The following is an 18012-nucleotide window of genomic DNA, read 5'->3' as shown; positions in this document are numbered from 1 at the left end:
CGTTGCCATCTCGTTAAGGATTTACTTCTTGACGTCGCACGTGTGGCCGAGTTGACTTCCAGCCACCTCGGCCGCAACGACGCGGCCTCGTCAGGGAGGTTTGAAGAAGTGAACATGCGTATGCGTCGTGCGGCCTTCGCCGTAGCTGCTGGTGCCATGGCCGTTTCGCTCGCCGCTTGCGGCAGCGCCAAGGAGTCCGGCGGCGGCTCCTCGAAGTCGTCCGGCAGCGAGAAGAAGGGCGACGCGATCACGGTCGGTCTGCTCCTGCCGGAGAACCAGACCGCGCGTTACGAGAAGTTCGACCGCCCGCTGATCGAGAAGAAGGTCGCGGAGCTCACGAACAACAAGGGCAAGGTCGTCTACGCCAACGCCAAGCAGGACGCCAGCCAGCAGAACCAGCAGGTCGACACCATGATCACCAACAAGGTGGACGTGCTGATCGTCGACGCCGTGGACGCCGCCGCCATCAAGAACTCGGTGCAGAAGGCCAAGGACGCCGGCATCCCGGTCGTCGCCTACGACCGACTGGCGCAGGGTCCGATCGACGCCTACACCTCGTTCGACAACGAGACCGTCGGCAAGACCCAGGGCGAGGCCCTGCTGAAGGCCCTGGGCTCCAAGGCCAAGTCCGGCAAGATCGTCATGATGAACGGTTCCTCCACCGACCCGAACGCCGCGCAGTTCAAGAAGGGCGCCCACGAGGTGCTCGACGGCAAGGTGAATATCGGCAAGGAGTACGACACCAAGGAGTGGAAGCCGGAGAACGCCAACTCCAACATGGAGGGTGCCATCTCCGCGCTGGGCAAGAAGAACATCGTCGGCGTCTACTCCGCCAACGACGGCATGGCCGGCGGTATCATCACCGCCCTCAAGGCCGCGGGCCTCTCCAACGTCCCGGTCACCGGCCAGGACGCGGAGCTCGCGGGTGTGCAGCGCATCGTCGCCGGTGAGCAGTACATGAGCGTCTACAAGCCGTACGCCCCCGAGGCCGCTGCCGCCGCCGAGATGGCCGTGGACCTGGCTCAGGGCAAGTCGCTCGACTCCGTCGCCAAGGACAAGGTCGACAGCCCCACCACCAAGGGCGTCCCCTCGGTCCTGGTGCCCGTCACCGCGCTGACCAAGGACAACATCAAGGACACCGTCATCAAGGACGGCGTCTACACGCTCCCCGACATCTGCACCGCGCAGTACAAGGCCGCGTGCGACAAGATCGGTCTGAAGTAATCGACCCACAGCGCCTTTCCAACCAGGGGGATTCGCACTTGAATTCCCCTGGCGGGACAAAGGGTCAGGCGCCCCAAGGCTCCTCCGGTGCCCCGCGTATCAGACAGCCCCGCAAGCTCGTCGCGGGGCGCCGGATGGAACATCCCCCTAAACTTCTGCACAACCTCCCGCCGGGTCAGGCGGCGAAGGAGATGGTTCACGTGTCCGCTACGCCCGTGCTGGCGTTGCGCGGGGTCTCCAAGCGGTTCGGTGCCGTCCAGGCGCTCACCGACGTAGAGCTTGAGGTCCACGCCGGTGAGGTGGTCGCCCTGGTGGGCGACAACGGCGCCGGAAAGTCCACGCTGGTCAAGACGATCGCCGGCGTGCACCCCATCGATGAGGGCGTCATCGAATGGGAAGGCAAGACCGTCCAGGTCAACAAGCCGCACGACGCCCAGAACCTCGGCATCGCGACGGTCTACCAGGACCTCGCGCTGTGCGACAACATCGACGTGGTCGGCAACCTCTACCTGGGCCGGGAGATCCGCCGGCGCGGTGTCCTGGACGAGGTCGAGATGGAGCGGCGCTCGCGCGAGCTGCTCGAACAGCTCTCGATCCGCATCCCCAGCGTCCGTATCCCGATCGCCTCGCTCTCCGGCGGTCAGCGCCAGACCGTGGCCATCGCCCGCTCCATGCTCGGCGAGCCCAAGCTGGTCATCCTCGACGAGCCCACCGCCGCCCTCGGCGTGGAGCAGACCGCGCAGGTCCTCGACCTGGTGGAGCGGCTGCGGGAGCGCGGCCACGCCGTGATCCTCATCAGCCACAACATGGCCGATGTCAAGGCCGTCGCCGACAAGGTGGCCGTGCTGCGCCTGGGTCGCAACAACGGCGTCTTCGAGGTCAAGTCGACCTCGCAGGAAGAGATCATCTCCGCCATCACCGGCGCCACGGACAACGCCGTGACCCGTCGTGCGGCGCGCACCAATGGGGAGATCAAGAAGTGAGCATCGACAAGACCTCCACGCCCCCCGGGGACAACGTCGTGGAGAACCCCGAGGCAGCGCGTGGCTCCGACGTCGCCGTCGACCCCCGCCTGCTGGTGCGCGAACAGGGCCTGGCGGGCTACGTCACCGAGTTCAAGCGCAAGATGAAGGCCGGTGACCTGGGTTCCCTCCCGGTCGTCATCGGTCTGGTGATCATCTGGATCATCTTCCAGAGCCTGAACTCCAACTTCCTCACCGCGGGCAACCTCTCCGACATCTCCGTCGCCATGGTCGGCACGGGCATGATCGCCGTCGGTATCGTGTTCGTGCTGCTGCTGGGCGAGATCGACCTGTCGGTCGGATCGCTCTCCGGTGTCGCGGGCGCCACCTTCGCGGTGCTGAACGTCACCCATGGCATGAACGAGGTGCTGGCCTTCGTGCTGGCCATCCTCACCGGCACGGTCGCGGGTGCGATCCAGGGCTTCTTCTTCGCGAAGATCGGTGTGCCGGCGTTCGCCGTCACCCTGGCCGGCCTGTTGTTCTGGAACGGCTTCATGCTCAAGATCCTGGGCGACAACGGCACGATCAACCTGAACAGCGACGGTCTGGTCGCCAAGCTGACCAGCTACTACTTCTCCGATGTGGCCGCCGCCTACGGGCTGGCCGCCGCGGTGACCGTGCTGTACTTCCTCAGCGCGTTCTTCGGCAACAAGCGCCGTGAGGCCGCCGGTGTGCCGTCCCGCCCACTGAGCGAAACCATCCTGCGCACCGTGCTGCTGGCCGTCGTCGCCTTCGCCGTGGCGATCGTCTTCAACCAGTACAAGGGTCTGCCGCTGGCCGTCGTGATCTTCGTCGCCGTGCTGCTGCTCACGGACTTCGTGCTGCGCCGCACCGCCTACGGCCGGAAGATCTTCGCGCTCGGCGGCAGCGTCGAGGCCTCCCGGCGTGCCGGTATCAACGTGGACATGGTCCGGATCTCGGTCTTCTCGATCTCCGGTACGTTCGCGGCGATCGGCGGTCTGTTCATCGCCTCCAAGATCGCCTCGGCCAACCAGGGCGCCGGCGGCGGTGACCTGCTGATGAACGCCATCGCGGCGGCCGTCATCGGTGGCACCTCCCTCTTCGGCGGCCGCGGCCGCACCTGGAACGCGCTCCTCGGTGTGCTGGTGATCGTCTCGATCCAGTACGGCCTCGCCCTGGAGGGCATCGCCTCCCCGGTCCAGTACATGATCACCGGTGGTGTCCTGCTGGCGACCGTCGTCATCGACGCGGTCACCCGCAAGACCCAGAAGACGGCGGGCCGCGCCTGACCCCGGCTCACGCAAGGACCGTGCCCGGCACCGACGGCGGTGCCGGGCACGGTTGTGCCATGACCCGGGCCGTACCGGGGTACCGCCGTTCGCGTGACCTACGACGCACCGCCCGGACACCGGGCGCTCAGGCGGAACATTAGACTCGACAGGCCCGGCAACAGCTCGATCAGCTCTACTGCAAGGAGGCACGGGTGCCGCTGCTGACCCGCATCAGGGGACCGCGCGATCTGGACCGGCTCAGCCTGGATGAGCTGGAAAAGCTGGCAGAGGAGATCCGGACCTTCCTCGTCGACGCGGTCTCCAAGACCGGCGGCCACCTCGGCCCCAACCTCGGTGTGGTGGAGCTGACCATCGCGCTGCACCGGGTCTTTCAGTCCCCGAAGGACAAGGTGCTGTGGGACACCGGCCACCAGTCCTACGTGCACAAGCTGCTGACCGGCCGGCAGGACTTCTCCAGGCTGAAGATGAAGGGCGGCCTGTCCGGCTACCCCTCCCAGGCCGAGTCGGAGCACGACGTCATCGAGAACAGCCACGCCTCCACCGTGCTCGGCTGGGCCGACGGCATCGCCAAGGCCAACCAGCTGCTGGAGCGGGACAGCCACGTCGTCGCGGTCATCGGCGACGGCGCGCTGACCGGCGGCATGGCCTGGGAGGCGCTCAACAACATCGCCGACGCCAAGGACCGCCCGCTGGTCATCGTCGTCAACGACAACGAGCGCTCCTACGCGCCCACCATCGGCGGCCTCGCCAACCACCTGGCCACCCTGCGCACCACCGACGGCTACGAGCGCTTCCTGGCCCGTACCAAGGAGGTCCTCGAGCGCACCCCGGTCGTCGGCAGGCCGCTGTACGAGACGCTGCACGGCGCCAAGAAGGGCCTAAAGGACTTCATCGCCCCCCAGGGCATGTTCGAGGACCTGGGCCTGAAGTACGTCGGCCCCATCGACGGCCACGACATCGAGGCCCTGGAGTCCGCGCTGGCCCGCGCCAAGCGGTTCGGCGGCCCGGTCATCGTGCACTGCCTCACCGAGAAGGGCCGCGGCTACCAGCCCGCCCTGCAGGACGAGGCCGACCGCTTCCACGCCGTCGGCAAGATCCACCCCGACACCGGCCTGCCGATCGCCAGCTCCGGCGCCGACTGGACCTCCGTCTTCGGCGAGGAGATGGTCAAGCTCGGCAAGGAGCGCAAGGACGTCGTCGCCATCACGGCCGCCATGCTCCAGCCGGTCGGCCTGGACAAGTTCGCCAAGGCCTTCCCCGACCGGGTCTACGACGTCGGCATCGCCGAGCAGCACGGCGCCGTCTCCGCGGCCGGCCTGGCCCACGCAGGCGTGCACCCCGTCTTCGCCGTCTACGCCACCTTCCTCAACCGCGCCTTCGACCAGGTCCTGATGGACGTGGCCCTGCACAGGTGCGGCGTCACCTTCGTCCTGGACCGGGCCGGCATCACCGGCACCGACGGCGCCTCCCACAACGGCATGTGGGACATGTCGATCCTCCAGGTCGTGCCGGGCCTGCGCCTGGCCGCCCCGCGCGACGCCGACCAGGTCCGCGCCCAGCTGCGCGAGGCCGTCGAGGTCGACGACGCACCGACCGTGGTCCGCTTCTCCAAGGGCGCGGTCGGCCCCGCCGTACCCGCCGTGGGCCGCGTCGGCGGCATGGACGTACTGCGCGAGCCCGGCACCGACCGCCCGGACGTGCTGCTGGTCTCCGTCGGCGCCCTCGCGCCCATGTGCCTGGAGATCGCCGGCCTGCTCGACCGGCAGGGCATCTCCACCACCGTCGTCGACCCGCGCTGGGTCAAGCCCGTCGACGAGGCCATGGCCCCGCTCGCCGAGCGGCACCGGGTGGTCGTCACGGTCGAGGACAACTCCCGCGCCGGCGGTGTCGGATCCGCGATCGCCCAGGCCCTGCGGGACGCCGGTGTCGACGTACCGCTGCGCGACTTCGGCATCCCGCCGCGCTTCCTCGACCACGCCTCGCGCGCCGAGGTCATGGCGGAGATCGGCCTGACCGCGCCGGACATCGCCCGCCAGGTCACGGGTCTCGTCTCCAAGCTGGACGGCCTCCCCCACTCCCGGCTTCGCCCGAGCGGGGGGACCCCCACCGGGCGCACGGCCGGCGAGGTCGGCTCGGTGCAGCCCGCGCGCGACTGAGGCCTTCACCCGTTCACCGGAAGGCGCGCCCGTCCACGAGAACCCATGAACCCATTGGGCCGGTTTCGCCACCTCCACCGGTGGCGGAACCGGCCCGACTGCGTGAACCTGCCAGTGCCGGGGCATACGCATCCCCAGCCCTCTCGATCATGTCGAGCCATGTCGAGGACGACAAGCAGGGGAGGTAGGCCCGTGAGCAACACGCTCTTTAGGACGAAGAACGTCGAGCAGTCGATCCAGGACACCGAGGAACCGGAACACGCGCTCAGGAAATCCCTGTCCGCGCTGGACCTGACGGTCTTCGGCGTCGGTGTCATCATCGGCACCGGCATCTTCGTCCTCACCGGCACGGCCGCGAAGAACAACGCCGGTCCGGCCGTCTCCCTGTCGTTCGTGGCGGCCGGCGTGGTCTGCGCGCTCGCAGCGCTCTGCTACGCCGAGTTCGCCTCCACGGTCCCGGTGGCCGGGTCGGCGTACACCTTCTCCTACGCCTCGCTCGGCGAGTTCCCCGCCTGGATCATCGGCTGGGACCTGGTGCTGGAACTCGCGCTCGGCACGGCGGTGGTCGCCGTCGGCTGGTCCGGCTACATCCACTCACTGCTCGACAACGCGGGCTGGCATCTGCCCGAGGTGATCGGCGGCCGGGACGCCGCCTCCGGGTTCGGCTTCGACGTCCTCGCCGCCGCCCTCGTCCTGGTCCTCACCGCCATCCTCGTCCTCGGCATGAAGCTCTCCGCGCGGGTCACCTCGATCGTGGTCGCCATCAAGGTGGCGGTCGTGCTCGTCGTGATCATCGCGGGCTCCTTCTTCATCAACGGCAGCAACTACCACCCGTTCGTACCGAAGGCGCAGTCGGTGGCGGCGGAGGGCAACCTCAAGGCACCGCTCATCCAGCTGATGTTCGGCTGGGCACCCTCCAACTTCGGTGTGATGGGCATCTTCACCGCCGCGTCCGTGGTCTTCTTCGCCTTCATCGGTTTCGACGTCGTGGCCACCGCCGCCGAGGAGACCCGCCACCCCCAGCGCGACGTGCCGCGCGGCATCCTGGGCTCGCTGGTCATCTGCACCGCGCTGTACGTTGCGGTGTCGATCGTCGTGACCGGGATGCAGAAGTACAGTTCGCTGTCCGTGGACGCGCCGCTGGCCGACGCCTTCAAGGCCACCGGGCACCCGTGGTACGCGGGCCTGATCAGCTTCGGGGCCGCGGTCGGTCTGACCACGGTGTGCATGATCCTGCTTCTGGGCCAGGCCCGGGTCTTCTTCGCGATGAGCCGCGACGGGCTGCTGCCGAGGTTCTTCTCGCACACCCACCCGCGCTTCCGCACCCCCTACCGGCCGACCATCCTGCTCGGCGTGATCATCGCCATCGTGGCGGGCTTCACCAGCCTCAGCGCACTGGCCGAACTGGTGAACATCGGCACACTGTTCGCCTTCGTCGTCGTCGCGATCAGCGTGATCATCCTGCGCAACACCCGCCCGGACCTGCACCGCGCCTTCCGGACCCCGCTGGTGCCCTGGGTGCCGATCCTCTCGGTGCTCGCCTCCCTGTGGCTGATGCTCAACCTCCCCGCCGAGACCTGGCTCCGCTTCGCCATCTGGATGGTGATCGGTTTCGTCGTTTACTTCCTCTACGGCCGCTCCCACAGCCGCCTGGCCCTGAGCGGACAGCCGGACGCGATGGGCGGGGCACCGGGGACGAGCGGCGCCGGCAAGCCGTAGCGGAGCGGCCCCGGCCGCTCAGTCGCGCACCGCCCGTGGCCCGGTGACCTCGGCTCCCCGCTCCGTCACCCGGCGCCGGAGCTCCCGGTCGGCCGTAACGACCAGAACGGAACGGTCCCCGGCCTGTGCGACCAGTTCGACGATGCGGTCGTCGCCGCTGCCGGGGGCCGTCTCGACGCACACCCCCGGCACCGGCTCCACCCCACGCGCCGCGCCCTCGACGACCAGGACGATCTCCGTGCGGTCCGGCGGCAGGCCCGGCACGCCGTCCGTGGCCAGCCGGTTCCGCAACCGCTCGGCCGCCCCTCGCCGGTCCCGCCACCAGCCGTCGGGCACCGATCCGACCACGTTCGCACCGTCGACGATCACGAGCAGGGGGGTGTCCTGGTCCATGGGCCAAGGGTCCCACGGCACACGCTCGTGACCATCCGGGCGGTGGTGGTGATGCCGCCCGGACCGCCGTGGCGCTGCCGGCGATCCCGCCGGCGCTCCTGTCGCCCAGGAAGATCGTTCCCCCGGTGCACGACGTCCGGCCGTGACCACGTCCGCCGCGCTGTCGCCGTCGACGCCACCGGCGACCCGGGATGGGGGACTCAGGCTCCCCGCGCCCAGCTTGCGGTGATCGTGTCCACGGCCGTCACGGCCCGCGCCATGCGCGCGGTGTCGGCGCGCACCGCGTGGGCGAACTCGACGTCGTCACCGACGACTGGGTCCGGCTCATGCCCGAACCCTGGACCAAGGGATCCGAGGAGGAGCAGTGGTTCAAGGACTGGTTCAAGGAGTACTACGGCAGTCAGGAGGACGACATCTTCGCGATCGCCTTCCAGTACGTGCAGGGTGCTCCGGTCAAGAAGGACTCCTCGGGCGTCCCGTACGCCGGTGACGCGGTGTTCGGCCCCTTCAAGGCGGACGGCGTGGACCGCCTGGAGCAGAACGACTTCTACGACTACCTCGGCATCCCGTACACCTTCCGCAACGGCACCACGGTGTACCCGCGCAAGGAGCGCTACCGGGCGCTGGACTGCTCCGGCTTCATGCGGATGGTGTGGGGCTACCGGGCCCGCTATCCGCTGATGGCGTCCAACACCCTCGGCGACGGGCTGCCCCGCACCGCGGACGGCATCGCCCGCTCCAAGGCCGGCGTCGACATCATCAAGATCCAGGGCCCGTCCCCCTGGTACGTCCGCCCGCAGAACATCGACGTGCTCCAGCCGGGCGACCTGCTGTTCTTCAAGATGGACCACCGCACCGGCAACCACATCGACCACGTCGGCCTCTACCTGGGCCTGGACACCGACGGCCACCGCGTCTTCATATCCAGCCGCAAGGAGGTCAACGGCCCGACGATGGGCGACAAGGGCGGCGCGTCCCGCATCGACGGCGACGGGTTCTACGCCCAGCTCCTGCGCAGCGCCAAGCGCCTGTGACCAGGGTCCGGGCCGGGGCGCCCGCCCGGCCCGGAATACGGTGAACCGGGGAACGGCGACTGGCCCATGCGCGGCCGGGACGGCCGGCTCGGTGTCCATCTCCCGTCGGGCGACGGCGTGTCGTGCCGGGCCGAGCGGTGGCCGGGCGGACCCTGGGACGCGCCGCGCAAGGTGGGCGGCGGCCAGAAGCTGTGTCCGGTGCTCGCCGTCGGCCAGGGCCCGGACCGCTACGCCCACCTGGTCTCCTGGCGGCCCACCGCGCCCGGCGAGGCGGGCCTGGTGCACTCCACCCACTTCCGGCCCCGGCTCTCCGCCCCGGACTGGACCCCCGTCGGTCACCCCGGCAGGAAGGGCGACCGCACCGGCACCCCGGCAGGAAGGGCGACCGCACCGGCACCCCGGCCGTGGCCGTCGACGCCGGGGGACGCGCCCATGTCCTCGTCCGCAACAAGGGCGGCGGAGTGAACATGCTGGCCCACAAGGAGAAGGGCGGCTGGGATGCCTGGAGCGACCTGAAGGGCCGTGATGTGCAGGACGGCCTGGCCGCGGTGACGGGCGAGTCCGGGCGTGTGGGGCTGTACGCGGCCGTACCCGGCGGCCTGTTGCACCGGCGCCACGCCGTCGTGCGCTCCTCGGTGACCTCGGGAGATCCCCCGGGGCGCTCGCGTACCGGCAGGTGCGCGAGCGGCGGGTGCTCAGGTGGGCGGTGGCCCGTCCCGGTGTCCGTTCCCCGTGCCGGCGCCGAGCCGCTCCACGAGCGGCTCCAGCGCCAGCCCGGCCGTGGCCACCACGACCGCCGGCAGCAGGGAGTGGGCGCGAACCCCCGGCGTCCACTCCAGCAGCATCACGCCGACCAGGAAGGCCGACAGCCATCCGAAGACGGCGTCCAGCACCCGGGCTCCGGCCGGAGCCGGCCGGAGCCGGGCGTGGGCCAGCCGGCGCGCGGGCACCGTGATCGCCGCGGCGACCGCAGCGCACGGGGACAGCAGCAGCAACGCCCAGAACACCGGTGCCACGCCGTCGAACTCGATCGCCGCGGGGAAGAGGGCCGCGGTGACCAGCAGGACCAGCAGGAAGACCAGGCCCACGAGCACGGCCACGAACAGGACGAGCCCACCGACGACGGCCCGGGCGAGCCGCTTCTCCCCGGGCGTCGACGGACGGTCGGCCCCGCCGTCGCCCCCGGCCCCCGGAGCAGATCGTGCGTCCATGCCGGACGTCACCTCCTGTTCTCCCCACGCTCCGGTCCGCGGGACGCCGACCGGGCCGGCCGGGCCCCGCGAACCTGGCGCGCCGTGGGAATCACGCCGCGATGAGAATGATGGCCTTGGCGAGGTCGCTCGCCACGTCGTACGGGATGCCGGCCTTCACCAGGGCGATGGTCAGCGCGTGCTCGCCCCAGTTCTCCACCGCCTCGATCGCGTCGGCGATCTTGTTGCCGTACCGGCCCGCGTACTTGGCGGCCTTCGGCGAGACGCGCTTGAGCACCTTGCTCAGCCACACCCCGCCGTGCCGGAAACCGGCCACGACCAGCTTGCGGACGATGGTGCTCCAGCCGAAGCCGGGCATCGGCCTGCTCGGTCCCTTGCCCTCCAGGGTCCTGGCGTAGGCCTCGAACTCGGCGATCTCCGCCGTGTCCGAGCCACCGTCGGCCTTCATCCGCTGGATGAGATCGCGCACGTCGGTCGCGGTGAAGGCCAGGCCGGAGGCCTCGTTGCCGGCCCCGGCGGGCAGTGCGGACACCGGCGCCGCCGTGCGGGCACCACGCGCCTCGGCCGCCTCCGCGAGCGGTGCCGCCGCCCCCAGCGCCACCGCCGCGGCGGCCACCACCGCGGCCGTCCTCAGGCCGTTCCCCCGTCGGCCGGTCCCCGTGGCCGCAGCGCGTATGACTGTCGACGATCTCACGTCGTGTTTCCCCTTTGATGTTGTTCATCCCGGTCCGTTGGTCGGACGGACCTGCCGCCTGCTGGTCGGGCAGGCGGCACAGAGTCGATCTTGCCGATCCGGAGGCGATCACGGCAACGGAGTTGAGGAAGAACTGAGGAAAAGGGATCTTTCATGACGAAGCCGGCGCCCGGCACACCGTCGAGTGTGCCGGAACCGGCCGTGTCACGCGGGGAAGTTACGCCGGGACGCTCGCCACGCCCGGAGCCAGGAACTTCTTGCCGTTCACGCGCTCAGAGACGCCCTCGCGGTCCAGGTACGGCGTGATGCCGCCCAGGTGGAAGGGCCAGCCGGCGCCGGTGATCAGGCAGAGGTCGATGTCCTGGGCCTCGGCGACGACGCCCTCCTCGAGCATCAGGCCGATCTCCTGCGCCACCGCGTCCAGGACGCGGTCGCGGACCTGCTCCTCCGTCAGGACCACGTCGCCCTGCTTCAGCAGCGCGGCGACCTCCGGGTCCAGCTCGGGCTTGCCGCTGTCGTAGAGGTAGAAGCCGCGCTTGCCCGCCTCGACGACCGCCTTGAGGTTCGGGGAGACCTTGAAGCGGTCCGGGAACGCCCTGTTGAGGGTCTCCGAGACGTGCAGGCCGATGGCCGGGCCGACCAGTTCGAGCAGGACCAGCGGGGACATCGGCAGGCCGAGCGGCTCGACCGCCTTCTCCGCGACCTCGACCGGGGTGCCCTCGTCGATGACGTTCTGGATCTCGCCCATGAAGCGGGTGAGGATGCGGTTGACCACGAACGCCGGGGCGTCCTTGACCAGCACCGCGGTCTTCTTCAGCTTCTTGGCCACCGCGAAGGCGGTCGCGAGCGAGGCGTCGTCCGTCCGCTCGCCGCGGACGATCTCCAGCAGGGGGAGGACCGCGACCGGGTTGAAGAAGTGGAAGCCGACGACCCGCTCGGGGTGCTTCAGCTTCGACGCCATCTCCGTCACCGAGAGGGAGGAGGTGTTGGTCGCCAGGATCGCGTGCGCCGGGGCGACCGCCTCGACCTCGGCGAACACCTGCTGCTTGACGCCGATCTCCTCGAAGACCGCCTCGATGATGAAGTCGGCGTCCGCGAAGCCCTCGGCCTTGTCCAGGACACCGGAGACCAGCGCCTTGAGGCGGTTGGCCTTGTCCTGGTTGATCCGGCCCTTGCCGAGCAGCTTGTCGATCTCGGCGTGGACGTAGCCGACGCCCTTGTCGACGCGCTCCTGGTCGATGTCGGTCAGGACGACCGGCACCTCCAGACGGCGCAGGAAGAGCAGGGCCAGCTGGGAGGCCATCAGGCCCGCGCCGACCACGCCCACCTTGGTCACCGGGCGGGCCAGGTTCTTGTCCGGGGCGCCCGCGGGCCGCTTGCCGCGCTTCTGGACGAGGTTGAACGCGTAGATGCCGGCGCGCAGTTCGCCGCCCATGATCAGGTCCGCGAGGGCCTGGTCCTCGGCGTCGTAGCCCTTCTGCAGGTCGCCGTTCTTGGCGGCGGCGATGATGTCGAGGGCGCGGTAGGCGGCCGGGGCCGCGCCGTGCACCTTGCCGTCCGTGATGAAGCGGCCACGCGCGACGGCCTGGTCCCAGGCCTCGCCGCGGTCGATCACCGGGCGGTCCACGACGATCTCGCCCTTGAGGACGGACGCCGTCCAGATCAGCGACTGCTCCAGGAAGTCCGCGCCCTCGAACAGGGCGTCGGCGATGCCCAGTTCGTAGACCTGCTTACCCTTGAGCTGCTTGTTCTGGTTGAGGCTGTTCTCGATGACGACCGAGACGGCCCTGTCGGCGCCGATCAGGTTCGGCAGCAGCGTGCAGCCGCCCCAGCCCGGCACCAGGCCCAGGAAGACCTCGGGCAGGGAGAAGGCGGGGAGGGCCGCCGACACCGTGCGGTAGGTGCAGTGCAGGCCGACCTCGACGCCGCCGCCCATCGCCGCGCCGTTGTAGTACGCGAAGGTGGGCACGGCCAGCTTCGACAGCCGCTTGAAGACCTCGTGGCCGCCCTTGCCGATGGCGAGGGCGTGGTCGTGCTGCCTGAGCAGCTCGACGCCCTTGAGGTCGGCGCCGACCGCGAAGATGAACGGCTTGCCGGTGATGCCGACGCCGACGATCTCGCCGTCCGCGGCCTCCTTCTCGACCTGGTCGATCGCGGTGTTGAGGTTCGCGAGCGACTGCGGGCCGAAGGTGGTCGGCTTGGTGTGGTCGAAGCCGTTGTCGAGGGTGACGAGGGCGAAGCGGCCCGCACCCAGCGGCAGGTCGAAGTGGCGCACGTGCGCCTGCGTGACGACCTCGTCCGGGAACAGCTCGGCCGCGCCCTTCAGGAGTTCAGCGGTGGTGCTCACTTGTCGCCTCCGTCGAAGTGCGGGTTCTCCCAGATGACCGTCGCGCCCATGCCGAAGCCGACGCACATGGTGGTGAGGCCGTAGCGGACCTGCGGCTGCTCCTCGAACTGGCGGGCCAGCTGCGTCATCAGCCGGACGCCGGAGGAGGCGAGCGGGTGACCGAAGGCGATCGCGCCGCCGTACTGGTTGACGCGCTCGTCGTCGTCCGCGATGCCGTAGTGGTCGAGGAGGGCCAGGACCTGGACGGCGAAGGCCTCGTTGATCTCGAACAGGCCGATGTCGGAGATGGACAGGCCGGCCTTGGCCAGGGCCTTCTCCGTGGCCGGGATCGGACCGTAGCCCATGACCTCCGGCTCCACGCCGACGAAGGCGTAGGAGACCAGGCGCATCTTGACCGGCAGCCCGTTCTCGCGGGCGAAGTCCTCGCTCGCGATGACCGAGGCGGTGGCGCCGTCGTTCAGGCCGGCCGCGTTGCCCGCGGTGACCCGGCCGTGCACGCGGAACGGCGTCTTGAGACCCGACAGGTTCTCCAGGGTGGTGCCCGGGCGCATCGGCTCGTCCGCCGTGACCAGGCCCCAGCCCGTCTCGCCGCCCTCGGGGTTGGTGCGGCGTACGGAGATCGGCACCAGGTCGGCCTGGATCTTGCCGTTGGCGTACGCCTTGGCGGCCTTCTCCTGCGAGCGCACCGCGTACTCGTCGGCGCGCAGCTTGGTGATCTGCGGGTAGCGGTCGTGCAGGTTCTCCGCGGTCATGCCCATGAACAGGGCCGACTCGTCGACCAGCTTCTCGCTCACGAACCGCGGGTTGGGGTCGACGCCCTCACCCATCGGATGGCGGCCCATGTGCTCGACACCACCGGCGATGGCGACGTCGTAGGCGCCGAAGGCGATCGAACCGGAGACGGAGGTGACGGCGGTCAGGGCGCCCGCGCACATCCGGTCGATCGAGTAGCCGGGGACCGAGGTGGGCAGTCCCGCGAGAATGCCGGCGGTGCGGCCGATGGTCAGGCCCTGGTCGCCGATCTGCGTGGTCGCGGCGACGGCGACCTCGTCGATCTTCTTCGGGTCGAGACCGGGGTTGCGGCGCAGCAGCTCCCGGATCGCCTTCACGACGAGGTCGTCGGCGCGGGTCTCGTGGTAGATGCCCTTCGGGCCCGCCTTGCCGAACGGGGTGCGGACGCCGTCTACGAAGACGACGTCCCTGACGGTACGAGGCACGATGGCTCTCCTCCAGGGTGCGGGATGGCACTGCTGCGTTGCGCTGAGCGCGCGCTCAGGCCCATGCTACTTACGAGTAACGTAACTGCCCAGTCCCCACGGCTGGAGCGGTGAACGTCACACACCCGGGCGGCGGGATCTTGGCTCGATCTCGACGTGCTTCTACCGCGTGCGGGCTGGAAAAGGGGCCGGGAGAGCTCTCGAATCACGACGTCCGGCCCGCGGCCCAGGCCCACGTCGACGCCCGGCCGGCGTGCGGTACCGCACCGACGACCGGCCGGCGTGCGGTACCGCACCGACGACCGGCCGGCGTGCGGTACCGCACCGACCACGAGCACGCACGCGGTGCCGCAGCGACCGGCTTGCGGTACCGCGGCCACTACTCGCCGTTCGTCGTGCCCTTCGCCGTCAGCGCCTCCACCAGAACCGGCGTCACCTGCTCCACCTGCCAGGGCCTGGCCCCGTACCCGGCGAGGGCGGCCGCCACCGACTCGGTGTCGACCGTCCCGGGCGGCTCCCAGCACACCCGCCGCACGGTGTCCGGCGCGACGAGGTTCTCCTGCGGCATGTTCAGCCGCTCGGCCAGCCCCGAGACGGCGGAGCGGGCCGCCGACAGACGGGCCGCGGCGGCCGGGTCCTTGTCGGCCCAGGCCCGGGGCGGCGGGGGCCCGGTCACCTGCTGTCCGGGCTGGGGCAGCTGGGAGTCGGACAGGGCCTTGGCCCGGTCCACCGCGGCCTGCCACTGCTCCAGCTGACGGCGGCCCATACGGTGCCCGAAGCCGTTCAGCGCGGCGAGGGCGTGCACGTTGGCGGGCAGGGCGAGGGCGGCCTCGACGATGGCCGCGTCGGAGAGCACCTTTCCCGGCGACACGTCCCGCCGCTGGGCGATCCGGTCCCGGGTCTGCCACAGCTCCCGTACGACCCCCAGCTGCCGCCTGCGACGCACCTTGTGCATACCGGACGTACGGCGCCAGGGGTCCTTGCGCGGCTCGGCCGGCGGCGCCGAGGCGATGCCGTCGAACTCCTGCCTGGCCCACTCCAGCTTGCCCTGCCGGTCCAGCTCCTTCTCCAGCGCGTCGCGCAGGTCGACGAGCAGTTCCACGTCGAGGGCCGCGTAGCGCAGCCAGGGCTCGGGCAGCGGCCGGGTCGACCAGTCGACGGCGGAGTGGCCCTTCTCGAGGACGAAGCCGAGGACGCCCTCGACCATCGCGCCGAGCCCGACCCGGGGGAACCCGGCCAGCCGGCCCGCCAGCTCGGTGTCGAACAGAGAGGTGGGCACCATGCCTATCTCTCGCAGGCACGGCAGATCCTGGGTGGCGGCGTGCAGCACCCACTCGACGCCCGACAGCGCCTCGCCGAGGCCGGACAGGTCGGGGCAGGCGACCGGGTCGATCAGCGCGGTACCGGCGCCCTGGCGGCGCAGCTGCACCAGATAGGCGCGCTGGCCGTAGCGGTAGCCGGAGGCACGCTCGGCGTCGACGGCGACGGGGCCGGAGCCGGCGGCGAACGCGTCGATCACGCGGGCGAGCGCCGACTCGTCGGAGATCACCGGCGGAACGCCCTCGCGGGGCTCGAGCAGCGGGATCGGCGCCCCCGTGTCAGAAGATCCGCCGTCGTCCGGAGGGGCGCCTCCGGTGGTTCGCAGTGAGCTGTCTGCTGCGGTCTCTTGGGCGTCGGTCACCTGTCAAGGGTATCCGTGGATGGACGGCGCCCGCCGACGGAACGTTCCGTCGGCGGGCGCCGGGGGGTCGTAAACCGGTCAGGTCGGTGACACGTCCGGTTCACGACCGGCATGTGGGACGACGTGGGGCGACGGGGGGAGGAGGGGACGGCTCGTCGTGCCGGAGGATCCGGCGAGGGGCGGGACCGGCGGGACTGGGCGGGCCGGAAGGAGAGGAGGGGACGGGGGGTGCGAGGGGGACGGGTCAGGTGCGGACGGGGTTCAGTGGATGATGCCGGTCCGCAGGGCGACCGCGACCATTCCGGCCCGGTCACCGGTGCCCAGCTTGCGGGCGATGCGGGCGAGGTGGCTCTTGACGGTCAGCGCGGACAGGCCCATCGAGACGCCGATCGCCTTGTTCGACTGCCCCTCGGCGACCAGCCGCAGTACCTCGACCTCGCGGCCGGACAGCTCGCGGTAGCCACCCGGGTGGCTCGGGGCACCCGGGGGACGGCGGTGCATACGGGCGGCGGCGCCGATGGGGGCGGCGCCCGGCCGGGTGGGGAGCCCGACGTTGGTACGGGTGCCGGTGACGACGTAGCCCTTCACACCGCCCGCGAGGGCGTTGCGGACGGCACCGATGTCGTCGGCCGCGGACAGCGCCAGGCCGTTGGGCCAGCCGGCGGCACGGGTCTCGGACAGCAGCGTGAGCCCGGAGCCGTCGGGCAGGTGGACGTCGGCGACGCAGATGTCGCGCGGGTTGCCGATGCGGGGACGGGCCTCCGCGACGGACGACGCCTCGATGACGTCACGGACTCCGAGCGCCCACAGGTGACGGGTGACGGTGGAACGGACGCGCGGGTCCGCCACGACGACCATGGCGGTCGGCTTGTTCGGGCGGTAGGCGACCAGGCTTGAGGGCTGCTCGAGGAGAACGGACACCAGGCCTCCTGGGGGGGGTGGGGGACGGGGCCGGCTTGTGGGGATCAAGCCGGGACGAACCGTGCTTGCAAGGTCACAGTCGTCTTCGGCACCAAACCCGGTGTCCTTTAGAGAATGATCACGATCTGGTGAGTAACAATGCGTGCAATTCGGACAGGCTGTCGATCATCCGAAGGTCGAATCGGTTCGCTCGGGGTCGTTCGGCGTCGATACGTGCCCGAAAGTGGCCGTATCGACAAAGACACGGCAAGGAGTCGGTAAGGCGCCCGGACAGGTGTCCGCGACCGGTGGAGGACCGGTGGGCGGCAGGTGGCGGCCGGTGGCGGCCGGTGGGTGACCGGTGGGCGGCCGGTGGCGGCCGGTGGGCCCCGGGGAGCGCCCGGCTTCAGCGCGACTGCGGGTCGCGTCGCTGCGGCAGCGTGACCACCGAGGCGTCGCCCGGGCCGGCCGGCGGAAGCCCCGCGACCTGGGCGAGCAGATCGCACCAGGAGGCCAGATGGGCCGCGGTGTCCGGGACCCCGCCCAGGCCCTCGCGCGGCGTCCAGGAGGCGCGGATCTCGATCTGCGAGGCGGCCGGCCGCGCCGACAGGCCACCGAAGTAGTGCGAGCTCGCGCGTGTGACGGTGCCACTCGGCTCGCCGTACGTCAGACCGCGCGCCTGCAGCGCCCCGGTCAGCCACGACCAGCACACGTCCGGCAGCAGCGGATCGGCGGCCATCTCCGGCTCCAGCTCCGCGCGCACCAGCGTCACCAGCCGGAAGGTGCCCCGCCAGGCGTCGTGCCCGGCCGGGTCGTGCAGCAGCACCAGACGGCCGTCGGCGAGGTCCTGCTCGCCGTCGACGACCGTGGCCTCCAGCGCGTATGCGAAGGGGGCGAGGCGTTTGGGCGGGGGCACCTGCTCGATCTCCACCTGCGGCCGCAGCCGCGCGGTCCTCAGTGCCTCGACGGCGGCCCGGAAGGGCAGCGGCGCTCGCTCCGCCCTGCTCCCATGCTCGTCCCCCTCCTTCTCGTCGTCCATTCCGCCAGCGCCGTCCGACAGTCGTCCCTGAGCCGCAGCCATGCCGGGAAGATTAAGGGGAACGGGGGCTTCGCGCAGGGCAAGACACCCCGCCGTCGGCGCCCGGGCCATCCGGGGGCCGC

Annotated in this window: 13 protein-coding genes and 2 pseudogenes; 7 read left to right on the top strand and 8 right to left on the bottom strand. The window is 70.6% G+C overall.

What is annotated here, in order from left to right:
* Nucleotides 1–120 precede the first annotated feature (120 nt).
* The 5 genes from ACH4UM_RS30990 (at nt 121) to ACH4UM_RS30970 (ending at nt 7374) form a co-directional block, all read left to right on the top strand.
* Entirely contained in the window at nt 121–1224 is a 1104-nt protein-coding gene (locus ACH4UM_RS30990; RefSeq protein WP_398186520.1) for a substrate-binding domain-containing protein, read from the top strand.
* A 191-nt stretch (nt 1225–1415) separates the two neighbouring features.
* A complete protein-coding gene (locus ACH4UM_RS30985) occupies nt 1416–2207 on the top strand; it encodes an ATP-binding cassette domain-containing protein (RefSeq protein ID WP_398186449.1) in 792 nt (263 codons plus the stop codon).
* On the top strand, nt 2204–3496 hold the full coding sequence (locus ACH4UM_RS30980; protein WP_398186446.1) for a sugar ABC transporter permease: 1293 nt from the start codon (nt 2204–2206) through the stop codon (nt 3494–3496). The genes ACH4UM_RS30985 and ACH4UM_RS30980 overlap by 4 nt, the downstream gene beginning before the upstream one ends.
* A gap of 194 nt (nt 3497–3690) precedes the next feature.
* Nucleotides 3691–5655: a 1-deoxy-D-xylulose-5-phosphate synthase gene (gene dxs / locus ACH4UM_RS30975; RefSeq protein WP_398186443.1), complete on the top strand. Its 1965-nt coding sequence runs from the start codon at nt 3691–3693 to the stop codon at nt 5653–5655.
* A gap of 192 nt (nt 5656–5847) precedes the next feature.
* Entirely contained in the window at nt 5848–7374 is a 1527-nt protein-coding gene (locus ACH4UM_RS30970) for an amino acid permease (protein WP_398186440.1), read from the top strand.
* 18 nt (nt 7375–7392) lie between these two features.
* Here ACH4UM_RS30970 and ACH4UM_RS30965 read toward each other — a convergent pair whose 3' ends face one another.
* Nucleotides 7393–7767 (bottom strand): NTP pyrophosphohydrolase, encoded by a 375-nt coding sequence (locus ACH4UM_RS30965; RefSeq protein ID WP_398186438.1) that lies wholly within the window; start codon nt 7765–7767, stop codon nt 7393–7395.
* Between the two features lie 299 nt (nt 7768–8066).
* Here ACH4UM_RS30965 and ACH4UM_RS30960 point away from each other — a divergent pair.
* Nucleotides 8067–8801 (top strand): annotated as a pseudogene (locus tag ACH4UM_RS30960) (NlpC/P60 family protein); the annotation flags it as partial.
* Nucleotides 8802–8867: 66 nt separating this feature from the next.
* Nucleotides 8868–9415: pseudogene (locus ACH4UM_RS30955) on the top strand (hypothetical protein); the annotation flags it as partial.
* An 81-nt stretch (nt 9416–9496) separates the two neighbouring features.
* Here ACH4UM_RS30955 and ACH4UM_RS30950 read toward each other — a convergent pair.
* The 7 genes from ACH4UM_RS30950 to ACH4UM_RS30920 form a co-directional block, all read right to left on the bottom strand.
* The gene (locus tag ACH4UM_RS30950; protein WP_398186522.1) at nt 9497–10012 is read right to left on the bottom strand and encodes a hypothetical protein; all 516 of its coding nucleotides are present in this window, start codon (nt 10010–10012) and stop codon (nt 9497–9499) included.
* A gap of 91 nt (nt 10013–10103) precedes the next feature.
* On the bottom strand, nt 10104–10631 hold the full coding sequence (locus tag ACH4UM_RS30945) for a hypothetical protein (protein ID WP_398186435.1): 528 nt from the start codon (nt 10629–10631) through the stop codon (nt 10104–10106).
* Between the two features lie 292 nt (nt 10632–10923).
* The gene (locus ACH4UM_RS30940) at nt 10924–13053 is read right to left on the bottom strand and encodes a 3-hydroxyacyl-CoA dehydrogenase NAD-binding domain-containing protein (protein WP_398186432.1); all 2130 of its coding nucleotides are present in this window, start codon (nt 13051–13053) and stop codon (nt 10924–10926) included.
* The gene (locus tag ACH4UM_RS30935) at nt 13050–14270 is read right to left on the bottom strand and encodes a thiolase family protein (protein ID WP_398186429.1); all 1221 of its coding nucleotides are present in this window, start codon (nt 14268–14270) and stop codon (nt 13050–13052) included. The genes ACH4UM_RS30940 and ACH4UM_RS30935 overlap by 4 nt, the downstream gene beginning before the upstream one ends.
* Nucleotides 14271–14649: 379 nt before the next feature.
* Nucleotides 14650–15951: a ribonuclease D gene (locus ACH4UM_RS30930; RefSeq protein WP_398186426.1), complete on the bottom strand. Its 1302-nt coding sequence runs from the start codon at nt 15949–15951 to the stop codon at nt 14650–14652.
* 261 nt (nt 15952–16212) lie between these two features.
* On the bottom strand, nt 16213–16872 hold the full coding sequence (locus tag ACH4UM_RS30925) for a LuxR C-terminal-related transcriptional regulator (RefSeq protein WP_398186423.1): 660 nt from the start codon (nt 16870–16872) through the stop codon (nt 16213–16215).
* A 385-nt stretch (nt 16873–17257) separates the two neighbouring features.
* Nucleotides 17258–17932, bottom strand: a complete 675-nt coding sequence (locus tag ACH4UM_RS30920) for a DUF3000 domain-containing protein (protein ID WP_398186421.1) — start codon at nt 17930–17932, stop codon at nt 17258–17260.
* Nucleotides 17933–18012 lie beyond the last annotated feature (80 nt).

Source organism: Streptomyces sp. NPDC020801 (genome assembly GCF_044334385.1).
In the GTDB taxonomy this organism is placed as follows: Bacteria; Actinomycetota; Actinomycetes; order Streptomycetales; family Streptomycetaceae; genus Streptomyces.
This window is presented reverse-complemented; position numbering and strand designations above follow the sequence as displayed.